This is a genomic window from Actinacidiphila oryziradicis, assembly GCF_005047355.1.
Classification (GTDB): Bacteria; Actinomycetota; Actinomycetes; order Streptomycetales; family Streptomycetaceae; genus Actinacidiphila; species Actinacidiphila oryziradicis.
Genome location: NZ_SUMC01000022.1, coordinates 102,944 through 119,933, shown reverse-complemented (window position 1 = coordinate 119,933; position 16,990 = coordinate 102,944). Strand labels below are relative to the sequence as shown.

Here is a 16,990-nt window from a genome sequence, read left to right as displayed (position 1 = left end):
GGTAATGGTTCGCCGCCGGTCGATGCTGCCGGAGGTGCCCCATGAGCGCAGACAATGCGGTGGAAACCACACGCGCCGCCGACGGCCGCAAGCGCCTGCCGCGCGCCGCTGACCTGCGCAGACTGGGTCGGGCCGCACTCCTCGGGCCCAGCGGCCGAGGCCGTTTCCCGGACGCCATCGAGCACCTGGCCAAGGTGCACCGCGCCCGCCATCCGGGCGCCGACATCGATACCCTGCGCCGTGCCTACGTACTGGCGGAGTCCTCGCACCGCGGTCAGATGCGCAAGAGCGGTGAGCCGTACATCACACATCCGCTCGCCGTCACCCTCATCCTCGCCGAACTCGGTGCGGAGACGACGACGTTGACGGCGTCGCTGCTCCACGACACCGTCGAGGACACCGAAGTGACGCTGGAGCAGGTCGGCGCGGAGTTCGGCGAGGAGGTCCGCTATCTGGTCGACGGCGTCACCAAGCTGGAGAAGGTCGACTACGGGGCCGCGGCCGAGCCCGAGACCTTCCGCAAGATGCTCGTCGCCACCGGCAATGACGTACGCGTCATGTCGATCAAGCTCGCCGACCGGCTGCATAATATGCGCACCCTCGGCGTCATGCGCCCCGAGAAGCAGGCCCGGATCGCCAAGGTCACGCGCGACGTCCTGATTCCGCTCGCCGAACGGCTTGGCGTGCAGGCACTCAAGACCGAGCTGGAGGACCTGGTCTTCGCCATCCTGCACCCCGAGGAGTACGACAGGAGCCGCGAGGCGATCCTCGAACACGCCACCGGCCCCGACCCGTTGGCCGCCGTCGCCGAGGACGTACGCACTGTGCTGCGCGACGCCGGGATCGCCGCCGAGGTTCAGATCCGTCCCCGCCATGTCGTCTCCGTGCACCGGTTCAGGCTCAAACGCGGCGACGCGGAGCTGGGCGGCTGCGACTATGGACGGCTGCTCGTGCTGGTCGGCGAGGACGCCGACTGCTACGCCGTCCTCGGTGAGCTGCACACCTGCTTCACACCGGTGATCGCCGAGTTCAAGGACTTCATCGCGGCACCGAAATTCAACCTGTACCAGTCGCTGCACACCGCCGTCGCCGACCGCGGCGGCCGGATCGCCGAGGTCCTCATCCGCACCCGCCGGATGCACCTCAGCGCCGAGGCCGGTGTCATCGCCCTCGGCAACCCCTACGCCGTCGCCGAGACCCCGGACGCGGAGGACGGCGAACGCGTCGACCCCACCCAGCCCGGCTGGCTCTCCCGCCTCCTGGAGTGGCAGCGCGGCGCGCCCGACCCGGACACCTTCTGGAGCGCTCTACGGGACGAGCTCGCCCAGGACCGCGAGATCACCGTCTTTTCCGCCGACGGCGGCGTCGTAGGCCTCCCGGACGGCGGCAGCTGCGTCGACGCCGCGTACTCACTGCACGGCGAGGGCGCACACGCCTGTGTCGGCGCCCGGGTGAACGGCCGGCTCGCCCCGCTCGGCACCGCGCTGCGCGACGGTGACACCCTGCAGCTCCTCATGGCCGGCAGCGAGACGGACACATCGGGTCCCTCCCCGGAGTGGCTGGAGCATGCCCGCACCCCCGGCGCGCGGATCGCCATCACCCGCTGGCTCGACGCGCACCCCGCTTCCGCCGCCGAGGACGAGCCCGCGACCCCCGCCCTGCGTACCGCGGCGGCCGTCCTGGCCCCGGCGGCCGACCCCGTCGCCGAGACCGACCCGCCCGGTGCCGCCGTACGGCTCGCCCGCTGTTGCACCCCCGTACCACCCGACGACATCACCGGCTTCGTCATCCGTGGCGGCACCGTCGCCGTCCACCGCACCGAGTGTCCGACCGCCGCCCGCATGACCGGTTCCGGCCGCGCCTCCGTCCCCGTACGGTGGCGCACCGGCAGCGGATCCGGCTACCGCGCCACTCTTTTGGCCGAGGCCCTGGGTCGCCCCCGCCTTCTCGCCGACCTCACCGAGGTCATCGCCGCCCAGGGGGTCGGCATCCTCTCCGCCGCCGTCGAACCTCCGCAGGAGCACCGCGTCCGCCACACCTACACGGTCGAGCTCCCCGCCGCCGACGCTCTCCCCGCCCTTATGCGCGCGATGGGCGCAGTCCCGGGCGTGTACGACGTGTACCGGGCCCAGCGGGTCGCTGCCGTTCAGGCGTAGGCCGACCGGGTTCTCCCACCTGCCCGCTCGGAATGCCCTTCGTACAGGTACGCGGCGGGGGGCCGCGCAACCACCCGATCGGGTGGCCCGGTGCCGTGGCGCACCTGCCGAAGGGCCCCGGCCTGGTAGCCGTATCTCATGATCCGACTCAGAGGCCGCGCGAAAAGATGGGGCGGCGTCGCGTGCCGAACCGTGACATCAGCCGACCCGTCGGCGGGCTCACCCGGCCGCGTTGTCATCAGCCCGGCCCTAGGCCGGCTACCTGGTCCCCCTCGCCGCTCCGGGCGGCCTCTTACGCCTCGCCGTGGAGCCATTGCGGCGGCCGCCGCCGTACTCACCCTCACCTCGGCCGGGCTCCCCGGTGACGGCAGTCCGGTCGGCGTGGGCGACCGGCTCTTCCCGCAACTGGGGAACCCCGGCTATGACGTCCTCAACTACGACATCGCCTTCGACTATCACGGCAACGACAAGCCGCTCGATGCGGTGACCAGCATCGACGCCCGCGCCACCGACACACTGCGGCGTTTCGACCTCGACTTCGCACGCGGCAACGTCCGGTCCGTGCAGGTCAACGGCCACCCCGCCCGGTACGCCACCGAGCACGAAGAGCTCGTCATCACCCCCGAGGCGCCGGTCCCCGAGGGCAGCCGCCTCAAGGTCACCGTCGCCCACACCAGTGACCCGACGGCCGGCACCGACGGAGGCTGGGTCCGTACCCCCGACGGCCTCGCCATGGCCAACCAGGCGGACGCCGCCCACCGCGTCTTCCCCTGCAATGACCACCCCTCCGACAAGGCGCGCTTCACCTTCCACGTCACCGCGCCCAAGGACCTCACCGTCGTCGCCAACGGCCTCCCCGAATCCGCCCGAACGGACGAGCACGCCGCGACGACGACCTGGACCTACCGCACCAGCCAGCTCATGGCCACCGAACTTGCCCAGGTCTCCATCGGCCGCTCCGCCGTCATCCACCGCACCGGACCGCACGGCCTGCCGCTCCGCGACGTCGTCGGCGCCGCCGACCGCGCGTTGCTGGACAGACGGCTCGCGATGACTTCCGGCCAGATCGAGTGGATGGAGCGGCAGGTCGGCCCGTATCCTTTCGAGACGTATGGCATCCTCAGCGCCAACACCAACACCGGCTTCGAGCTGGAGACCCAGACCCTCTCCCTCTTCGAACGCCGGGTCCTGCTCGCCCCCGAGCCCGCCGCCGCCCCGGTGATGGTCCACGAACTCGCCCACCAGTGGTTCGGCGACAGCGTCAGCCCCGCCACCTGGTCCGACCTCTGGCTCAATGAGGGCCATGCCACCTGGTACCAGGTTCTCTACGCGGTCGAGAAGTACGGCGCCAAGCTGGACGGGGCCACTGTGGATGACAAGCTGGCCAACCTGATGCGCGGCGCCTATCAGGGTGACAACCGGGTCCGCCGGGAGGGCGGGCCGCCGGCGAACCCGCTGCCGCCCGACCCCGCCAATGCCAAGCTCGGGATCTTCCGCAGCAATGTCTACGCCGGCGGCGCGCTCGCTCTCTACGCGCTCCGCCAGGAGATCGGCGCCGGGCCCTTCCAGCGCCTCGAACGCGCCTGGGTGGCCCGCTACCGCGACGGCAACGCCTCCACGGCGGACTTCATCGCCCTCGCCTCCGAGACCGCCGGACGCGACCTGTCCGGCTTCCTGCGAGGCTGGCTGTACGGGGCCGCCACTCCGCCGATGCCGGGTCACCCGGACTGGAAGAGCGTGGCGGCGAAGGCGAAGCCCGCGACGAAACACAGGTGACGCCCTGCGACGGGCGTGCGACCCTGGTGCCTACGGCGGCGCGACCGGGCGGGGGAATTCTCCGGGTCCGTCTCGCGTTGTTCCATATATCAAGCTGCAGAAAGGACCTAATGACCTCCTCTTCCTCCTCTTCAAGCAAGCGCCAGCGCCTCCCCGAGAGCCTTCGGGCCGACGCCCTGATGGAGGAGGACGTCGCCTGGAGCCAAGAGATCGACGAGGAGCGTGACGGCGATCAGTTCGACCGCTCCGAGCGCGCGTCCCTACGCCGGGTCGCGGGGCTGTCCACCGAGCTCGAGGACGTCACCGAGGTCGAGTACCGCCAGCTCCGGCTGGAGCGGGTGGTCCTTGTCGGGGTCTGGACGGACGGCAGCGTGGACGACGCGGAGAACTCCCTCGCGGAGCTCGCCGCCCTCGCCGAAACCGCCGGGGCGCTTGTCCTCGACGGAGTCATCCAGCGCCGTGACAAGCCCGACCCGGCTACGTACATCGGATCCGGCAAGGCCAGGGAGCTGCGCGACATCGTGCTGGAGTCCGGCGCCGACACCGTCGTCTGCGACGGTGAGCTCAGCCCGGGCCAGCTGATCCACCTCGAGGATGTCGTCAAGGTCAAGGTGGTGGACCGCACCGCACTGATCCTGGACATCTTCGCCCAGCACGCCAAGAGCCGTGAGGGCAAGGCGCAGGTCTCGCTCGCGCAGATGCAGTACATGCTGCCGCGGCTGCGAGGCTGGGGCCAGTCCCTGTCCCGGCAGATGGGTGGTGGCGGTTCCGGCTCGTCCGGCGGCGGTATGGCCACCCGTGGTCCCGGTGAGACCAAGATCGAGACCGACCGGCGGCGTATTCGCGAGAAAATGGCGAAGATGCGCCGGGAGATCGCGGAGATGAAGACCAGCCGCGACCTTCAGCGCCAGGAGCGCAAGCGCCACAAGGTGCCCTCGGTCGCGATCGCCGGATACACCAACGCCGGGAAGTCCTCGCTGCTCAACCGGCTCACCGGTGCGGGCGTCCTGGTGGAGAACTCCCTGTTCGCCACCCTCGACCCGACCGTACGCCGGGCCGAGACCCCCAGCGGGCGGCTCTGCACCCTCGCTGACACCGTCGGATTCGTCCGGCACCTGCCCCACCACCTGGTCGAGGCCTTCCGTTCCACCATGGAGGAGGTCGCCGACGCCGATCTCATCCTGCATGTGGTCGACGGCTCGCATCCGGTCCCGGAGGAGCAGCTGGCGGCCGTACGCGAAGTGTTCCGTGACGTGGGCGCGGTGGACGTGCCCGAGATCGTCGTGGTCAACAAGGCCGACGCCGCCGACCCGGTGGTACTCCAGCGGCTGCTGCGGAACGAGAAGCACGCCATCGCGGTGTCCGCGCGCAGCGGCCTGGGCATCGAGGAGCTCCTCACGCTGATCGACGACGAGCTGCCGAGGCCCGCCGTCGAGATCGAGGCGCTCGTGCCGTACACACTCGGCAAGCTCGTCGCCCGGGCGCACGCCGACGGCGAAGTGCTCTCCGAGGAGCACCTCGCCGAGGGCACGCTGCTCAAGGCGCGCGTGCACGACGAGCTGGCGGCCGAACTGGAACCGTACGCGCTCGTCGCACAGCGCTGACCCCGGGTACGCAGGTTGCGTAGGTAAGGACCCGCCTCAAGGAGGCGGGTCCTTACCTTTGTTGAGCGTGGCTCAGCTGAAGTTCTGGCTCACCGAGTCATAGACGCCCTTGGCCACGCTGCCCAGATGCGGGCCCGCGAGCCAGGTCGGGGTGGCCGGCCCGATCGAGGTATTGCTCACCAGCCCCAGATTGCCGTCCGGCATGGTGGCGAACCACCCACCGCCCGACGACCCCCCTGTCATCGTGCAGCCGATCCGGTACTCCGTCGGCTCACTCGCGTCCAGCGACAGGCGGCCCGGCTTGTCCGTGCAGCTGAACATGCTCTGGCCGTCGAACGGCGACGCGGCCGGGTAGCCGAAGGCCGATATCGCATTGATCTGTGTCGCGGAGGGCGCGTCGAACCAGACCGGCGACGCGGTGCCGACAGTCTCCTGCAGCGACTTGGTGCCTGACTCCGGCTTCACATGGATCACCGCGAAGTCGAACGGGGACCCGCTGCCGCCGCTCTCCGCGCCCTGGGCGATCCACTGCGCGGACGTCTGCGCCCCGTCGGCCCACCACACGCCCTTGGGCGCGACCACATCCCGCGTCGCGTTCTGCAGTTGCGCGGCTGGCAGGCCGTTGTCGTTGTACGCCGGTACGAAGACGATGTTGCGGAACCAGCCGCCGCTCTTGCCCGCGTGCACACAATGGCCCGCCGTCCACACCAGGTTGGACTTACCGGGGTGCGCCGGGTCCTCCACCACAGTGCCCGAGCAGACCGCGGAGCCCTGCGGAGTGTCGAAGAAGATCTTGCCGACTCCTGCGGCGTTCTGGCTGTACGGGGTCTTCGCGCCCGCCGCCTGGACCGGTGCCGGCTCCGGGTCGGTCTGCCCCGCGTCGCTGGCGACGTCGCTGGCGACCTGCTTGTCGCTCTGGTCCGCGCTCTGCATCCGGCTCGGGTTCCACAGCCCATCGATCACCGGATTGATGAAGTCGGCCGCGTCACGCAGCCATTTGCTCTTGTCCCAGTCCTTCCAACCGCCGTTCTTCAGCGCGTTCTTCCACTTGTCGAGGTCGGCGAGGCTGGTGGGCAGCGAGGTTGGCAGCGCCAGGTTGGCACCGCCCGACACGGTGGCCGACGCGGCTGCTCCGGCGCCGGCGGTGTTGTCGGACGGCGCGCAGGCGGTACCGGTCACCGCGATCATGGCCGCGACCGCCGCCGCCGCGATGGCCGGCCGGCTTATGAATGGCATGGGTGTCAATCCCCCTGGAGGTCTAATGCCGCTCATTCCCGGCTGATGGGCGAAATCCCACTACACCGGTGAATAGTTGGACGGCTTCGGGTGGGTCTGTGGTTCCGCTGTGAAAGATCTTCGGCCGGACCGTGATCGGGCGCGAACCGAGTCGTTGGTACGGACGGGGGACGCCGACACCGAGGAGTGAGCACGTGGCCGCCACATCGAGCGTGCCGGAGCGACTGGCCGTACCGGAAGACGAGTTCACTGAAGTACTCACGGATGCGGCCGCCGAGAGGTTCACCGAGGGAGACGCCATCCTGCGGCGCCAGTCGCAGCGTGAGTCCGCCGCCCGGACCTACGCCCGCTCGCTGCCCATCGTCCCCGTCAGGGCCCGGGGCATGACGATCGAGGGCGCCGACGGCCGACGCTACCTCGACTGCCTGTCCGGCGCTGGGACGTTGGCGCTCGGCCACAACCACCCCGTCGTCCTGGAAGCCATCCGGCGGGTCCTCGACTCCGGGGCACCGTTGCACGTCCTCGACCTCGCCACCCCCGTCAAGGACGCCTTCACCACTGCCCTGTTCGAGACGCTGCCGCCCGAACTCGCCGACCGCGGACGGATCCAGTTCTGCGGGCCGGCCGGCACCGACGCGGTCGAGGCGGCCATCAAACTCGTCCGGACCGCCACCGGGCGCTCCGGACTTCTCGCCTTCTCCGGCGCCTATCACGGCATGACCGCCGCCGCCCTCGCCGCCACCGGCGACACCTCGGTACAGGGCGCGGCCGGGGTCACGGACGGCCGGGTGGTGCGGCTGCCCTACCCGTACAACTACCGCTGCCCCTTCGGCACCGGCGGCGCGGCCGGCGCGGAACTCTCCGCCCGGCTCACCGCGCACCTGCTGGACGACCCCAAGGGCGGCGTGCAGCCGCCCGCCGGCATGATCCTCGAACCCGTACAGGGCGAGGGCGGTGTGATCCCGGCCCCCAACGCCTGGCTGTGCCGGATGCGCCGCATCACCGCCGATCGCGGCATCCCGCTCATCGCCGACGAGGTGCAGACCGGCGTGGGCCGCACCGGCACCTTCTGGGCGATCGAGTCCAGCGGCATCGTCCCCGATGTGATGGTGCTCTCCAAGGCCATCGGCGGCAGTCTTCCGCTCGCCGTCATCGTGTACCGCGAGGAACTCGACTGCTGGCAGCCCGGCGCACACGCCGGCACCTTCCGCGGCAATCAGCTCGCCATGGCCGCGGGCACCGCGACGCTCACATATGTGCGCGAAAACGATCTCGCCGGGCGTGCCGCCACCCTCGGTGCCCGGCTCCTCGCCGGACTGTGCGGGCTCATGGGCCGTCACCCCTGCATCGGCGACGTACGCGGCCGCGGCCTGATGATCGGCATCGAACTCGTCGACCCCGCCGCCGAGCCCGACGACTACGGCTCGCTGCCTGCCGCCCCGGGACTGGCCGCCGCCGTCCAGCGGGAAGCACTCCGCCGCGGCCTCATCGTCGAGCTCGGCGGCAGGCACGGCAGCACCGTCCGGTTGCTGCCCCCGCTCACCGTCACCGACCAGCAGGTCGAAGCCGTACTCGACCGCCTCGCCGACTCCATCGCCGCGGCCGGGCGTTCCGGGCCGCCGGGCACCGCGGTCGCTCCGGCCGGAGGCGCCGCATGACTTCGCCGCGTACCCGCCGGGGCAGCCGCAACCGGGGCCGCAGCGATCGGGCCCGCGCTGTCCCGACCCCCCGACCACCGGGGCACTGGCCCCCACGCCCTCACGGAGCAACGGTATGACCGCAAGCCGCGTAGTGGATGCCACCACCCTCGTCGCAGCCACCGTCAGGGTGGCTCCCGCGCTGCCGCAACCGCGGCCCGCGGGCGAGCGGTACGGCAGCGACGATCCGCTGGAGCACTCCGACGCCTACGCGGCAGCCGATGCCGCGGGAGTCGAGAGCCTGCTGCGGTGCTGGGTGCGCGAGACAAGCCTCGGGCCACCTGAGGACGGCATGCTGTACGTGCTCTTCCCGGCCGCCGGAACCACGCTGCGGGTACCCGTACGCCACTGGTCGGCCGTCGGCCACCACCGCTTCGGCGCGGCTGTGCTCGAGCCCTCGGGCCACCCCGCGGACGCGGTCACCGTCGCCGCACTGATCGCCCTGGAGGCGGCGGCGAGCGCGACAACCACACCGGGTGCCGCCTACGGCCCCCCCGAAGCCAGGCATCCCGGCCCGGACGGACCCGACCTCGTGGCGCGGGTCGCCGACTCCGTACGACGTACCGCGACCTTCATCGCCGACCGCCGTGCCAGGCCCGAGGCCCCGCCGCACACCCACCCCTTCCTCGATGCCGAACAGTCGCTCCTCCTCGGCCACCCGCTGCACCCCACTCCCAAGGGCCGTGAAGGGCTCTCCGAGGCGGAGGCCGACGTCTACTCGCCCGAGCTGCGCGGCGCTTTCCCGCTGCACTGGTTCGCCGTCGACCGCTCCGCACTCGCCATGGACTCGGCCTGGACCGAACGCGGCCGGACCGTCCCCGCCGACCTGCTCCTCGCCCGGCTGGCAGGACCCGGACTGGGCCTCCGCCTCCCGGAGGGACACGCGGCTCTCCCACTGCACCCCTGGCAGGCGAATGACGTCCGGCTCCGCCCACAGGTGGCGGCTCTCCTGGACGTGGGCATCCTGCGGGACCTCGGCCCCGCCGGCGACGACTGGCACCCCACGTCCTCCGTGCGCACCGTCTACCGGCCGGGTGCATCCGCGATGCTCAAGCTCTCGCTGGCGTTGCGGATCACCAATTCGCGCCGTGAGAACCTCCGCAAGGAGCTCCACCGGGGCGTCGAGGCCCACCGGCTGCTGCGCAGCGGCCTCGCCGAGCAGTGGCAAGCGGCCTTTCCCCGGTCCGGGGGCACTCCAGTCTTCGACATCGTCCGCGATCCCGCGTGGCTCGCGGTCCGCTCCGTACCCGGCCTCGATGTCGTGCTGCGCCACAACCCCTTCGGGCCCTCGGACGACGTCAACTGCGTCGCCGGACTCACCTCCCCGCGCCCCTGGCCCGGCGCGCCCGGCACCGAGCTGCGCTCCCGGCTGGACCGGCTCGTCACCCGCCTCGCCGCCCGCACCGCGCGCCCTGCGGCAGCCGTGGCCGCCGAGTGGTTCCTGCGCTACCTCGATGCCGTCATCCTGCCCATCCTCTGGCTCGACGGCGAGGCCGGTGTCGCTCTCGAAGCACACCAGCAGAACACCCTCGTCCTGCTGGACGCCGAGGGCTGGCCGGCCGGCGGCCGCTACCGCGACAACCAGGGCTACTACTTCCGCGAGTCCCACCGCGGCGCCCTGGAGCGCAGGCTGCCCGGCATCGGCGTCGCAAGCGACACCTTTGTCACCGACGCGGTCGTCGACGAACGCCTCGCGTACTACGTGGGCATCAACAACGTCCTGGGGCTCATCGGCGCCTTCGGCTCTCAGCGACTCGCCGACGAACGCGTCCTGCTCGCCGCCTTCCGCCGATTCCTGGCCCGGGCCGCCATCACTTCACGCTCCGCCCTCCCCGCACGGCTTCTGGAGACCCCCGTCCTGCGCTGCAAGGCCAACCTCCTCACCAGGCTCCAGGGCATGGACGAACTCATCGGACCCGTCGACACCCAGTCCCAGTACGTCACCATCCCCAACCCCCTCGCCGTGACCGCAGCGTGACTCCAGGAGAGGAGGTAGCCGCCATGCCGACTGCCGACTCCAGCAGCGACTCCAGTACCGACTCCAGCAGCGAAGACACCCTCGACCTGGAGCTTCCCCCCGAAGCGCTCCCCCTCGTCGTCGATGAGCCGGCCGCCGGAGGCAGCGGCCCGGTGCCCGTGGACGACCTGCTCGACGGCATCGCCGGCTGGGGCCGGGCCGCCACCCCGGCCGGTGTCTTCACGCTCGTACCCGTACGGATCGAACGTGATCTCCCGCTCATCGCACGCTGGATGAACGACCCGGCTGTCGCCGAATTCTGGGATCTCGCGGGCGCCCCGTCGGTCACCGAGGCCCATCTGCGCGAACAGCTCGACGGTGACGGCCGCAGCGTCCCCTGCCTGGGCGTCCTCGGCTCCGTTCCGATGAGCTACTGGGAGATCTACCGGGCCGACCTCGACCCCGTCGCCCGCTACTACCCCGCCCGTCCCCATGACACCGGCCTCCACCTCCTCATCGGCGGTGTCGCCGACCGAGCCCGCGGCCTGGGCGGCATCCTCCTGCGTGCCGTCGCCGGCCAGGTCCTGTCCCAGCGCCCCGCCTGCGGTCGCGTCATCGCCGAACCCGACCTGCGCAACACCCCCTCCATCGCGGCCTTCCTGGCCGGCGGCTACCGGTTCGCCGCCGAAGTCGAGCTCCCCGGCAAGCGAGCCGCCCTCATGATCCGCGACCGCGCACTGCGCCATCTCCTGTAGGCCCCGTAGAAGGAGCACCGTTCTTGTCCACGCCGCAGTCCCACCGCTGGCAGCACGCTGCCCGCCGGCTGCTCGCCAAAATGATCGCCGAGTACGCCTACGAAGAGGTCATCGCACCCCAGCCGGACCCCGCGGCCGGCCCGGACGCATATCGCCTCCCCCTCACCGACGTGGTTACCTACCGCTTCCGCGCCCGCCGCGGCAGCTACGGCAGCTGGCGCATCGACCCCGACACCATCACCCCGGGCGGGGACCCCCTCCACTTCCTCGCCCACGGCCATGACACCGTCCTCGGCCTCACCGGCGACACCACCGGCCACCTGATCCGCGAACTCCTCGCCACCCTCTCCGCAGACCTCCGGCTCGACGCCACGGCGATCAGCGCCGCCGAGCTCGCCGACCTCGACTACGCCGACATCGAAGGCCACCAGACCGGCCACCCCTGGCTCGTCGCGAACAAAGGCCGCCTGGGCTTCTCCGCCGCCGACGCCGGCCGCTGGGCCCCCGAAGCCCGTACCCCCGCCCGCCTGCCCTGGATCGCCGTCCACCACGATCTCGCCCAATACCGGGGCACCGCCGCGTTAAACACCCCCGACCGGCTCTATACGGAAGAACTCGCCCCCCAAGACCGCGAAATCTTCGCCCGCACCATCAGCGACCACGGACGCGACCCCGCGGACTACCTCTGGCTCCCCGTCCATCCCTGGCAGTGGGACGAGACCATTGCCCCCCTGTTCGCCCCACAGCTGGCCGACCAGACCATCATCCCCCTGCCCACTGACCACGATCTACGGCTGCCCCAGCAGTCCATCCGCACCTTCGTCAACACCACCAAGCCCACTGGTCACACCGTCAAGCTGCCTCTCTCCATCCTCAACACCCTCGTCTGGCGCGGGCTCCCCACCGAACGCACCATCGCCGCGCCGGCCGTCACCGCATGGGTGCACGGCCTCAGAGACACCGACCCCTTCCTCCGCGACGAAACCCGCGTCATCCTGCTCGGCGAAGTCGCCTCCGTCACTGTCGAACACCCCCTCTACGACCGCCTGCCAGGCGTCCCGTACCAGTACAAAGAACTCCTCGGCTGCATCTGGCGCGAACCCCTCGACCCGCAGCTCGCCCCCGGCGAACGCGCCCGCACCCTTGCCGCCCTCCTCCACACCGACCCGCAGGGACGATCCTTCACCGCCGAGCTGGTCCACCGGTCCGGCCTCGCGCCCAGCGTCTGGCTGCGTCACCTTTTCGCTGCCCTGCTCCCCCCGTTGCTGCACTTCCTCTACCAGTACGGCACTGTTTTCTCCCCGCACGGCGAGAACGCCATCGTCGTCTTCGACGACCACGACGTACCTGTCCGGCTCGCCATCAAGGACTTCGTCGATGACGTCAACACCAGCTCCGTGCCACTCCCCGAGCACAACACCATGCCGGCCGAGGTCCGGGCCGTCCTGCTCACCGAAGACCCCGCCTTCCTCACCCAGTTCATCCACTCCGGCCTCTTCATCGGTGTCTTCCGGTACCTGGCGCCGCTCTGCGAGGAGCAGCTCGGCCTCCCCGAAGACGACTTCTGGGCCCTCCTGCGAGGCGAGATCCTCCGGCACCACGGCCGCTTCCCCCGCCTCAAGGATCGCTTCGCCGCCTTCGACCTGCTCACCCCGCGGATCGCCCGCCTCTGCCTCAACCGGAACCGCCTCCACCTCGACGGCTACCGCGACCACCCCCGGCGTCCGCACGCCGCCGTACACGGCACCGTAGCGAACCCCCTCCACGCTTCGTGAGCACACTGTCAGTGCCGCCCCTTAGGCTTGGGGTCCTATGACTGCCACCTCGCCGCCTAGCCTCACCGACCTCCTCCACGCCGCTGTAACCGCCGTCGGCGGTGTGGAGCGCCCCGGCCAGGCCGCCATGGCCGCAGCCGTCGAAGCCGCCGTGGACGACGGCTCGCATCTGCTGGTCCAGGCCGGCACCGGCACCGGAAAGTCCCTCGGCTATCTGGTGCCGGCGCTCGCCCATGGAGAGCGCGTCGTTGTCGCCACAGCGACCCTCGCCCTCCAACGCCAGCTCGTCGAGCGCGATCTCCCGCGCACTGTCGCGGCGCTGCACCCGCTACTGCGCCGCGAGCCCCAGTACGCGATGCTCAAGGGCCGCTCGAACTACCTCTGCCTGCACCGGCTCCATGAGGGCGTCCCGCAGGACGAGGAGGACGGGCTCTTCGACCCCTTCGAAGCCGCTGCCCCCACGAGCAAGCTCGGCAAGGACCTGCTCCGGCTGCGAGACTGGGCCGACGAGACCGAGACCGGCGACCGCGACGGACTCAGCCCCGGCGTCTCCGACCGCGCTTGGTCCCAGGTCTCCGTCACCTCCCGGGAGTGTCTGGGCGCCACGAAATGCGCCTACGGTGCCGAGTGCTTCGCCGAGGCCTCCCGAGAGCGCGCCAAGCTCGCCGACGTCGTCGTCACCAACCACGCACTGCTCGCCATCGACGCCATCGAGGGCGCCCCCGTCCTCCCCAGCCACGAGGTGCTGATCGTCGACGAGGCCCATGAGCTGGTCTCCCGGGTCACCGGCGTCGCCACCGGCGAACTCACCCCCGGCAGCGTCAACCGGGCCGTCAAGCGTGCCGCCAAGCTCGCCAACGAGAAGGCCGCCGACGCGCTGATGAGCGCTTCCGAGGGCTTCGAGCGGCTCATGGAGCTGGCCCTCCCCGGCCGCCTGGAGGAGATCCCCGAGGACCTCGGCTATACGCTGGCCGCGCTCCGCGACGCCTGCCGCCTTGTGATCACCTCGCTCGGCGAGACCCGGGACCGCTCCGTCCAGGACGAGGACGCCGTACGCAAGCAGGCCCTCGCCTCCGTCGAGAGCATCCACTCCGTCGCCGAACGCATCGTCGAGGGCTCCGAGTACGACGTTGTCTGGTGCGAACGCCACGATCGTTTCGGCGCCTCCCTGCGCGTCGCACCACTCAGCGTCTCCGGGCTGCTTCGGGAGAAGCTCTTCACCGAGCGCTCCGTCGTCCTGACATCGGCCACCCTCAAACTCGGCGGGGACTTCAACGGAGTCGCCGCCTCGATCGGCCTGGCCCCGGAGGGCACCGAGGGTGAGGACATCGCGGTCTGGAAGGGCATCGACGTCGGCTCGCCCTTTGACTACCGCAAACAGGGCATCCTCTATGTCGCCAGACACCTCTCCCAGCCGGGCCGGGACAGTGGCCGCGAGGACATGCTTGACGAGCTCACCGAGCTGATCGAGGCCGCCGGTGGCCGCACCCTCGGCCTCTTCTCCTCGATGCGGGGCGCCCAAGCCGCGGCCGAGGCGCTGCGCGGCAGAATGGACCACCCGATCCTGCTCCAGGGCGAGGAGACCCTCGGCGAGCTGATCCGCCGCTTCGCCGATGATCCCGGCACCTGCCTCTTCGGCACCCTCTCGCTCTGGCAGGGCGTCGATGTGCCCGGGCCGAGCTGCCAGCTGGTGGTCATGGACCGGATCCCTTTCCCGCGTCCCGACGACCCGCTGGTGACAGCCCGCCAGAAGGACGTCGAGGCCCGTGGCGGCAACGGATTCATGGCTGTGGCCGCCACTCATGCCGCGTTGCTGATGGCCCAGGGCGCAGGCCGCCTTATCCGAGCCACCGGCGACCGCGGCGTGGTGGCCGTCCTCGACCCGAGGCTCGCCACGGCCCGTTATGGCAGCTTCCTGAAGTCCTCCATGCCGGACCTCTGGTACACCACCGATCGCAATCAGGTACGCCGCTCCTTGGCCGCCATCGATGCGGTGGCCAAGGCCGGCCCCGAGTCCGGGCCCGGATCCGATTCCGGATCCGAGGTAGAGGCTCAGGCAGAGACCAACGCCTCGGCCAGATCCGAGCCCGAGCCTGTCTAGCCCGGACGCAACGAGGCCCCGGTGCCTCCGCTTCACCGTGTGGCGCGGAGGCACCGGGGCCCGGTCGGGCACAGGCCCGGTGTGTCAGATCCGGTGTGTCAGATCCGGCGGAGCACTGCCACCACCTTGCCGAGGATGGTCGCCTCGTCACCGGGAATGGGCTGGTACGCGGAGTTGTGGGGGAGCAGCCACACATGGCCGTCCTCCCGCTTGAAGCGCTTGACCGTGGCTTCTCCGTCGAGCATCGCGGCGACGATGTCGCCGTTCTCCGCGACTGGCTGGCGCCGGACGGTGACCCAGTCGCCGTCGACGATGGCGGCCTCGGTCATTGAGTCGCCGACCACCTTCAGCACGAAGAGCTCGCCGTCGCCGACCAGCTGCCGTGGGAGCGGGAACACATCCTCGACCGACTCCTCGGCCAGAATCGGGCCGCCCGCCGCGATCCGGCCGACGAGCGGTACATAGGACGCCGAGGGCTTGCCTGTGGTGTCGGTCGGCTGCGACTGCCCCGAGTCCGAACCACGCACCTCGTAGGCCCGGGGCCGGTGCGGATCACGGCGCAGGAACCCCTTGCGCTCCAGGGCCATCAGCTGGTGGGCGACCGAGGATGTGCTGGACAGGCCGACGGCCTGGCCGATCTCCCGCATGGACGGCGGGTATCCCCGGCGCTGGACGGAATCCCGGATCACTTCAATGACTCGCCGCTGGCGGTCGGTGAGTCCGGAGCTGTCCGCACGGATCCCCGGAGGTCGGCCGGGAAGGGCGCGGGCGGGTTTGGGCATGTCGTCGTTCATCGCATCCATCGGGCGTAGCCGGTCCTGGGAGTGGTCCTGGGCGGTCAATGTGGCGCTGTCTGCGGTGGTGGTCACGGTCGGCGGCCCCTCTCGAGATGTTCTCCCTAGTAGGACAACGGTAGTTGCTTTCGAAAGGTTGCGCCAAACACACGTTCGAGTGAATTTACACAGATTGGCTGACGTAATCAAGGTATTGGGTGTATAGATCGAATATGCATTCGAATCTGAATGCTGTCCGAAATGACGGCATCGCGCTGGGCGACCCGCTCCGTACGGAGTGTCGCACCGCCGTGGCGGCCCATCCCGGATGCGCGCCGATGCGCTGCGTCGCGTAGGCTCCCGTCCGCTCGAACGCCACGACACGCGGTGGATGAGGTGGGCCGCGTTCCACCACATCTAGTGGTTGGATGCATCCTGTGGCCCACAACTAGTGGTCCCGGGAGGCGAACACCCGGGGACATGCCCTATGCTGGTGTCTGCTTCGAGGGCCCCAGCGGCCCCTCGAGCCTCACAGTCGTGCGGTCATCCGCAGGTGGAACGGGAAAGAGGGGAGAGGGAACATGCACTGCCCCTTCTGCAGGCACCCCGACAGCCGCGTGGTCGACAGTCGCACCACCGACGACGGCACTTCGATTCGCCGCCGCCGTCAGTGTCCCGACTGCGGCCGCCGCTTCACGACCGTGGAAACGGCCTCGCTGATGGTGATCAAGCGCAGTGGCGTCACCGAGCCCTTCAGTCGTAACAAAGTCATCGCCGGAGTGCGCAAGGCCTGCCAGGGCCGGCCCGTCACCGAGGACGCGCTCGCCCAGCTCGGGCAGCGCGTCGAGGAAGCGGTCCGCGCCACCGGCGCCGCCGAGCTCTCCACCCATGACGTGGGCCTGGCCATACTCGGACCTCTGCAGGATCTCGACCTTGTCGCCTACCTGCGCTTCGCCTCGGTCTACCGGGCCTTTGACTCGCTCGAGGACTTCGAGGCCGCCATCGTGGAGCTGCGGGAGCAGCGCCCACCCAACGACACCCGCGGGCCCGACGGGGACAGTGACGTCCTCGCGCCCGCCCACGCCGCCGACTGAGCGGCAGCACAACCACAGATTTGCCGGAGCGACACGAGCGCCCCGGCGCCAGACAACGCTGTGCGG

11 protein-coding genes are annotated in these 16,990 nt (G+C 70.5%); 9 read left to right on the top strand and 2 right to left on the bottom strand.

From position 1 onward, the window contains the following. The first annotated feature begins 41 nt into the window (after positions 1-41). The 3 genes from FCI23_RS22925 to hflX all read left to right on the top strand — a co-directional run bounded on the left by FCI23_RS22925 (position 42) and on the right by hflX (position 5,536). Positions 42-2,156, top strand: coding sequence for a RelA/SpoT family protein (locus tag FCI23_RS22925; protein WP_136725816.1), 2,115 nt, complete (start codon positions 42-44; stop codon positions 2,154-2,156). Positions 2,157-2,393: 237 nt separating this feature from the next. Continuing rightward, a complete protein-coding gene (locus FCI23_RS22920) occupies positions 2,394-3,932 on the top strand; it encodes a M1 family metallopeptidase (protein ID WP_407646012.1) in 1,539 nt (512 codons plus the stop codon). 110 nt (positions 3,933-4,042) lie between these two features. Further along, a complete protein-coding gene (hflX, locus tag FCI23_RS22915; RefSeq protein ID WP_136725814.1) occupies positions 4,043-5,536 on the top strand; it encodes a GTPase HflX in 1,494 nt (497 codons plus the stop codon). Positions 5,537-5,608: 72 nt separating this feature from the next. On the opposite strand, the gene FCI23_RS22910 is transcribed toward hflX, so the two are convergent. Continuing rightward, entirely contained in the window at positions 5,609-6,772 is a 1,164-nt protein-coding gene (locus FCI23_RS22910) for a trypsin-like serine peptidase (RefSeq protein ID WP_136725813.1), read from the bottom strand. Positions 6,773-7,071: 299 nt separating this feature from the next. On the opposite strand from FCI23_RS22910, the gene FCI23_RS22905 reads away from it, so the two are divergent. The 5 genes from FCI23_RS22905 (at position 7,072) to FCI23_RS22885 (ending at position 15,057) form a co-directional block, all read left to right on the top strand. Further along, on the top strand, positions 7,072-8,430 hold the full coding sequence (locus tag FCI23_RS22905) for a diaminobutyrate--2-oxoglutarate transaminase family protein (protein WP_246143915.1): 1,359 nt from the start codon (positions 7,072-7,074) through the stop codon (positions 8,428-8,430). Positions 8,431-8,545: 115 nt separating this feature from the next. Beyond that, positions 8,546-10,447, top strand: coding sequence for an IucA/IucC family protein (locus FCI23_RS22900; protein ID WP_136725812.1), 1,902 nt, complete (start codon positions 8,546-8,548; stop codon positions 10,445-10,447). Positions 10,448-10,470: 23 nt separating this feature from the next. Then, positions 10,471-11,181 carry a GNAT family N-acetyltransferase gene (locus FCI23_RS22895; RefSeq protein WP_136725811.1) on the top strand — a complete coding sequence of 237 codons (711 nt, stop codon included), beginning with the start codon at positions 10,471-10,473 and terminating at the stop codon, positions 11,179-11,181. Between the two features lie 80 nt (positions 11,182-11,261). Then, on the top strand, positions 11,262-12,956 hold the full coding sequence (locus FCI23_RS22890) for an IucA/IucC family protein (RefSeq protein ID WP_136725840.1): 1,695 nt from the start codon (positions 11,262-11,264) through the stop codon (positions 12,954-12,956). A gap of 37 nt (positions 12,957-12,993) precedes the next feature. Further along, on the top strand, positions 12,994-15,057 hold the full coding sequence (locus FCI23_RS22885) for an ATP-dependent DNA helicase (RefSeq protein ID WP_136725810.1): 2,064 nt from the start codon (positions 12,994-12,996) through the stop codon (positions 15,055-15,057). A gap of 98 nt (positions 15,058-15,155) precedes the next feature. Here the strand turns inward: FCI23_RS22885 and lexA are convergent, their stop codons facing one another. Next, positions 15,156-15,926, bottom strand: a complete 771-nt coding sequence (lexA, locus tag FCI23_RS22880; RefSeq protein ID WP_136725809.1) for a transcriptional repressor LexA — start codon at positions 15,924-15,926, stop codon at positions 15,156-15,158. A gap of 485 nt (positions 15,927-16,411) precedes the next feature. On the opposite strand from lexA, the gene nrdR reads away from it, so the two are divergent. Continuing rightward, positions 16,412-16,924: a transcriptional regulator NrdR gene (gene nrdR, locus FCI23_RS22875; RefSeq protein WP_136725808.1), complete on the top strand. Its 513-nt coding sequence runs from the start codon at positions 16,412-16,414 to the stop codon at positions 16,922-16,924. Positions 16,925-16,990 lie beyond the last annotated feature (66 nt).

Bases quoted from the DNA above. Each gene is read 5' to 3' on its own strand.
- FCI23_RS22890 (WP_136725840.1), top strand. From the start codon at position 11,262: ATGATCGCCGAGTACGCCTACGAAGAGGTCATCGCACCCCAGCCGGAC.
- hflX (WP_136725814.1), top strand. From the start codon at position 4,043: ATGACCTCCTCTTCCTCCTCTTCAAGCAAGCGCCAGCGCCTCCCCGAG.
- FCI23_RS22925 (WP_136725816.1), top strand. From the start codon at position 42: ATGAGCGCAGACAATGCGGTGGAAACCACACGCGCCGCCGACGGCCGC.
- FCI23_RS22885 (WP_136725810.1), top strand. From the start codon at position 12,994: ATGACTGCCACCTCGCCGCCTAGCCTCACCGACCTCCTCCACGCCGCT.
- FCI23_RS22910 (WP_136725813.1), bottom strand. From the start codon at position 6,772: ATGCCATTCATAAGCCGGCCGGCCATCGCGGCGGCGGCGGTCGCGGCC.
- FCI23_RS22900 (WP_136725812.1), top strand. From the start codon at position 8,546: ATGACCGCAAGCCGCGTAGTGGATGCCACCACCCTCGTCGCAGCCACC.
- nrdR (WP_136725808.1), top strand. From the start codon at position 16,412: ATGCACTGCCCCTTCTGCAGGCACCCCGACAGCCGCGTGGTCGACAGT.
- FCI23_RS22895 (WP_136725811.1), top strand. From the start codon at position 10,471: ATGCCGACTGCCGACTCCAGCAGCGACTCCAGTACCGACTCCAGCAGC.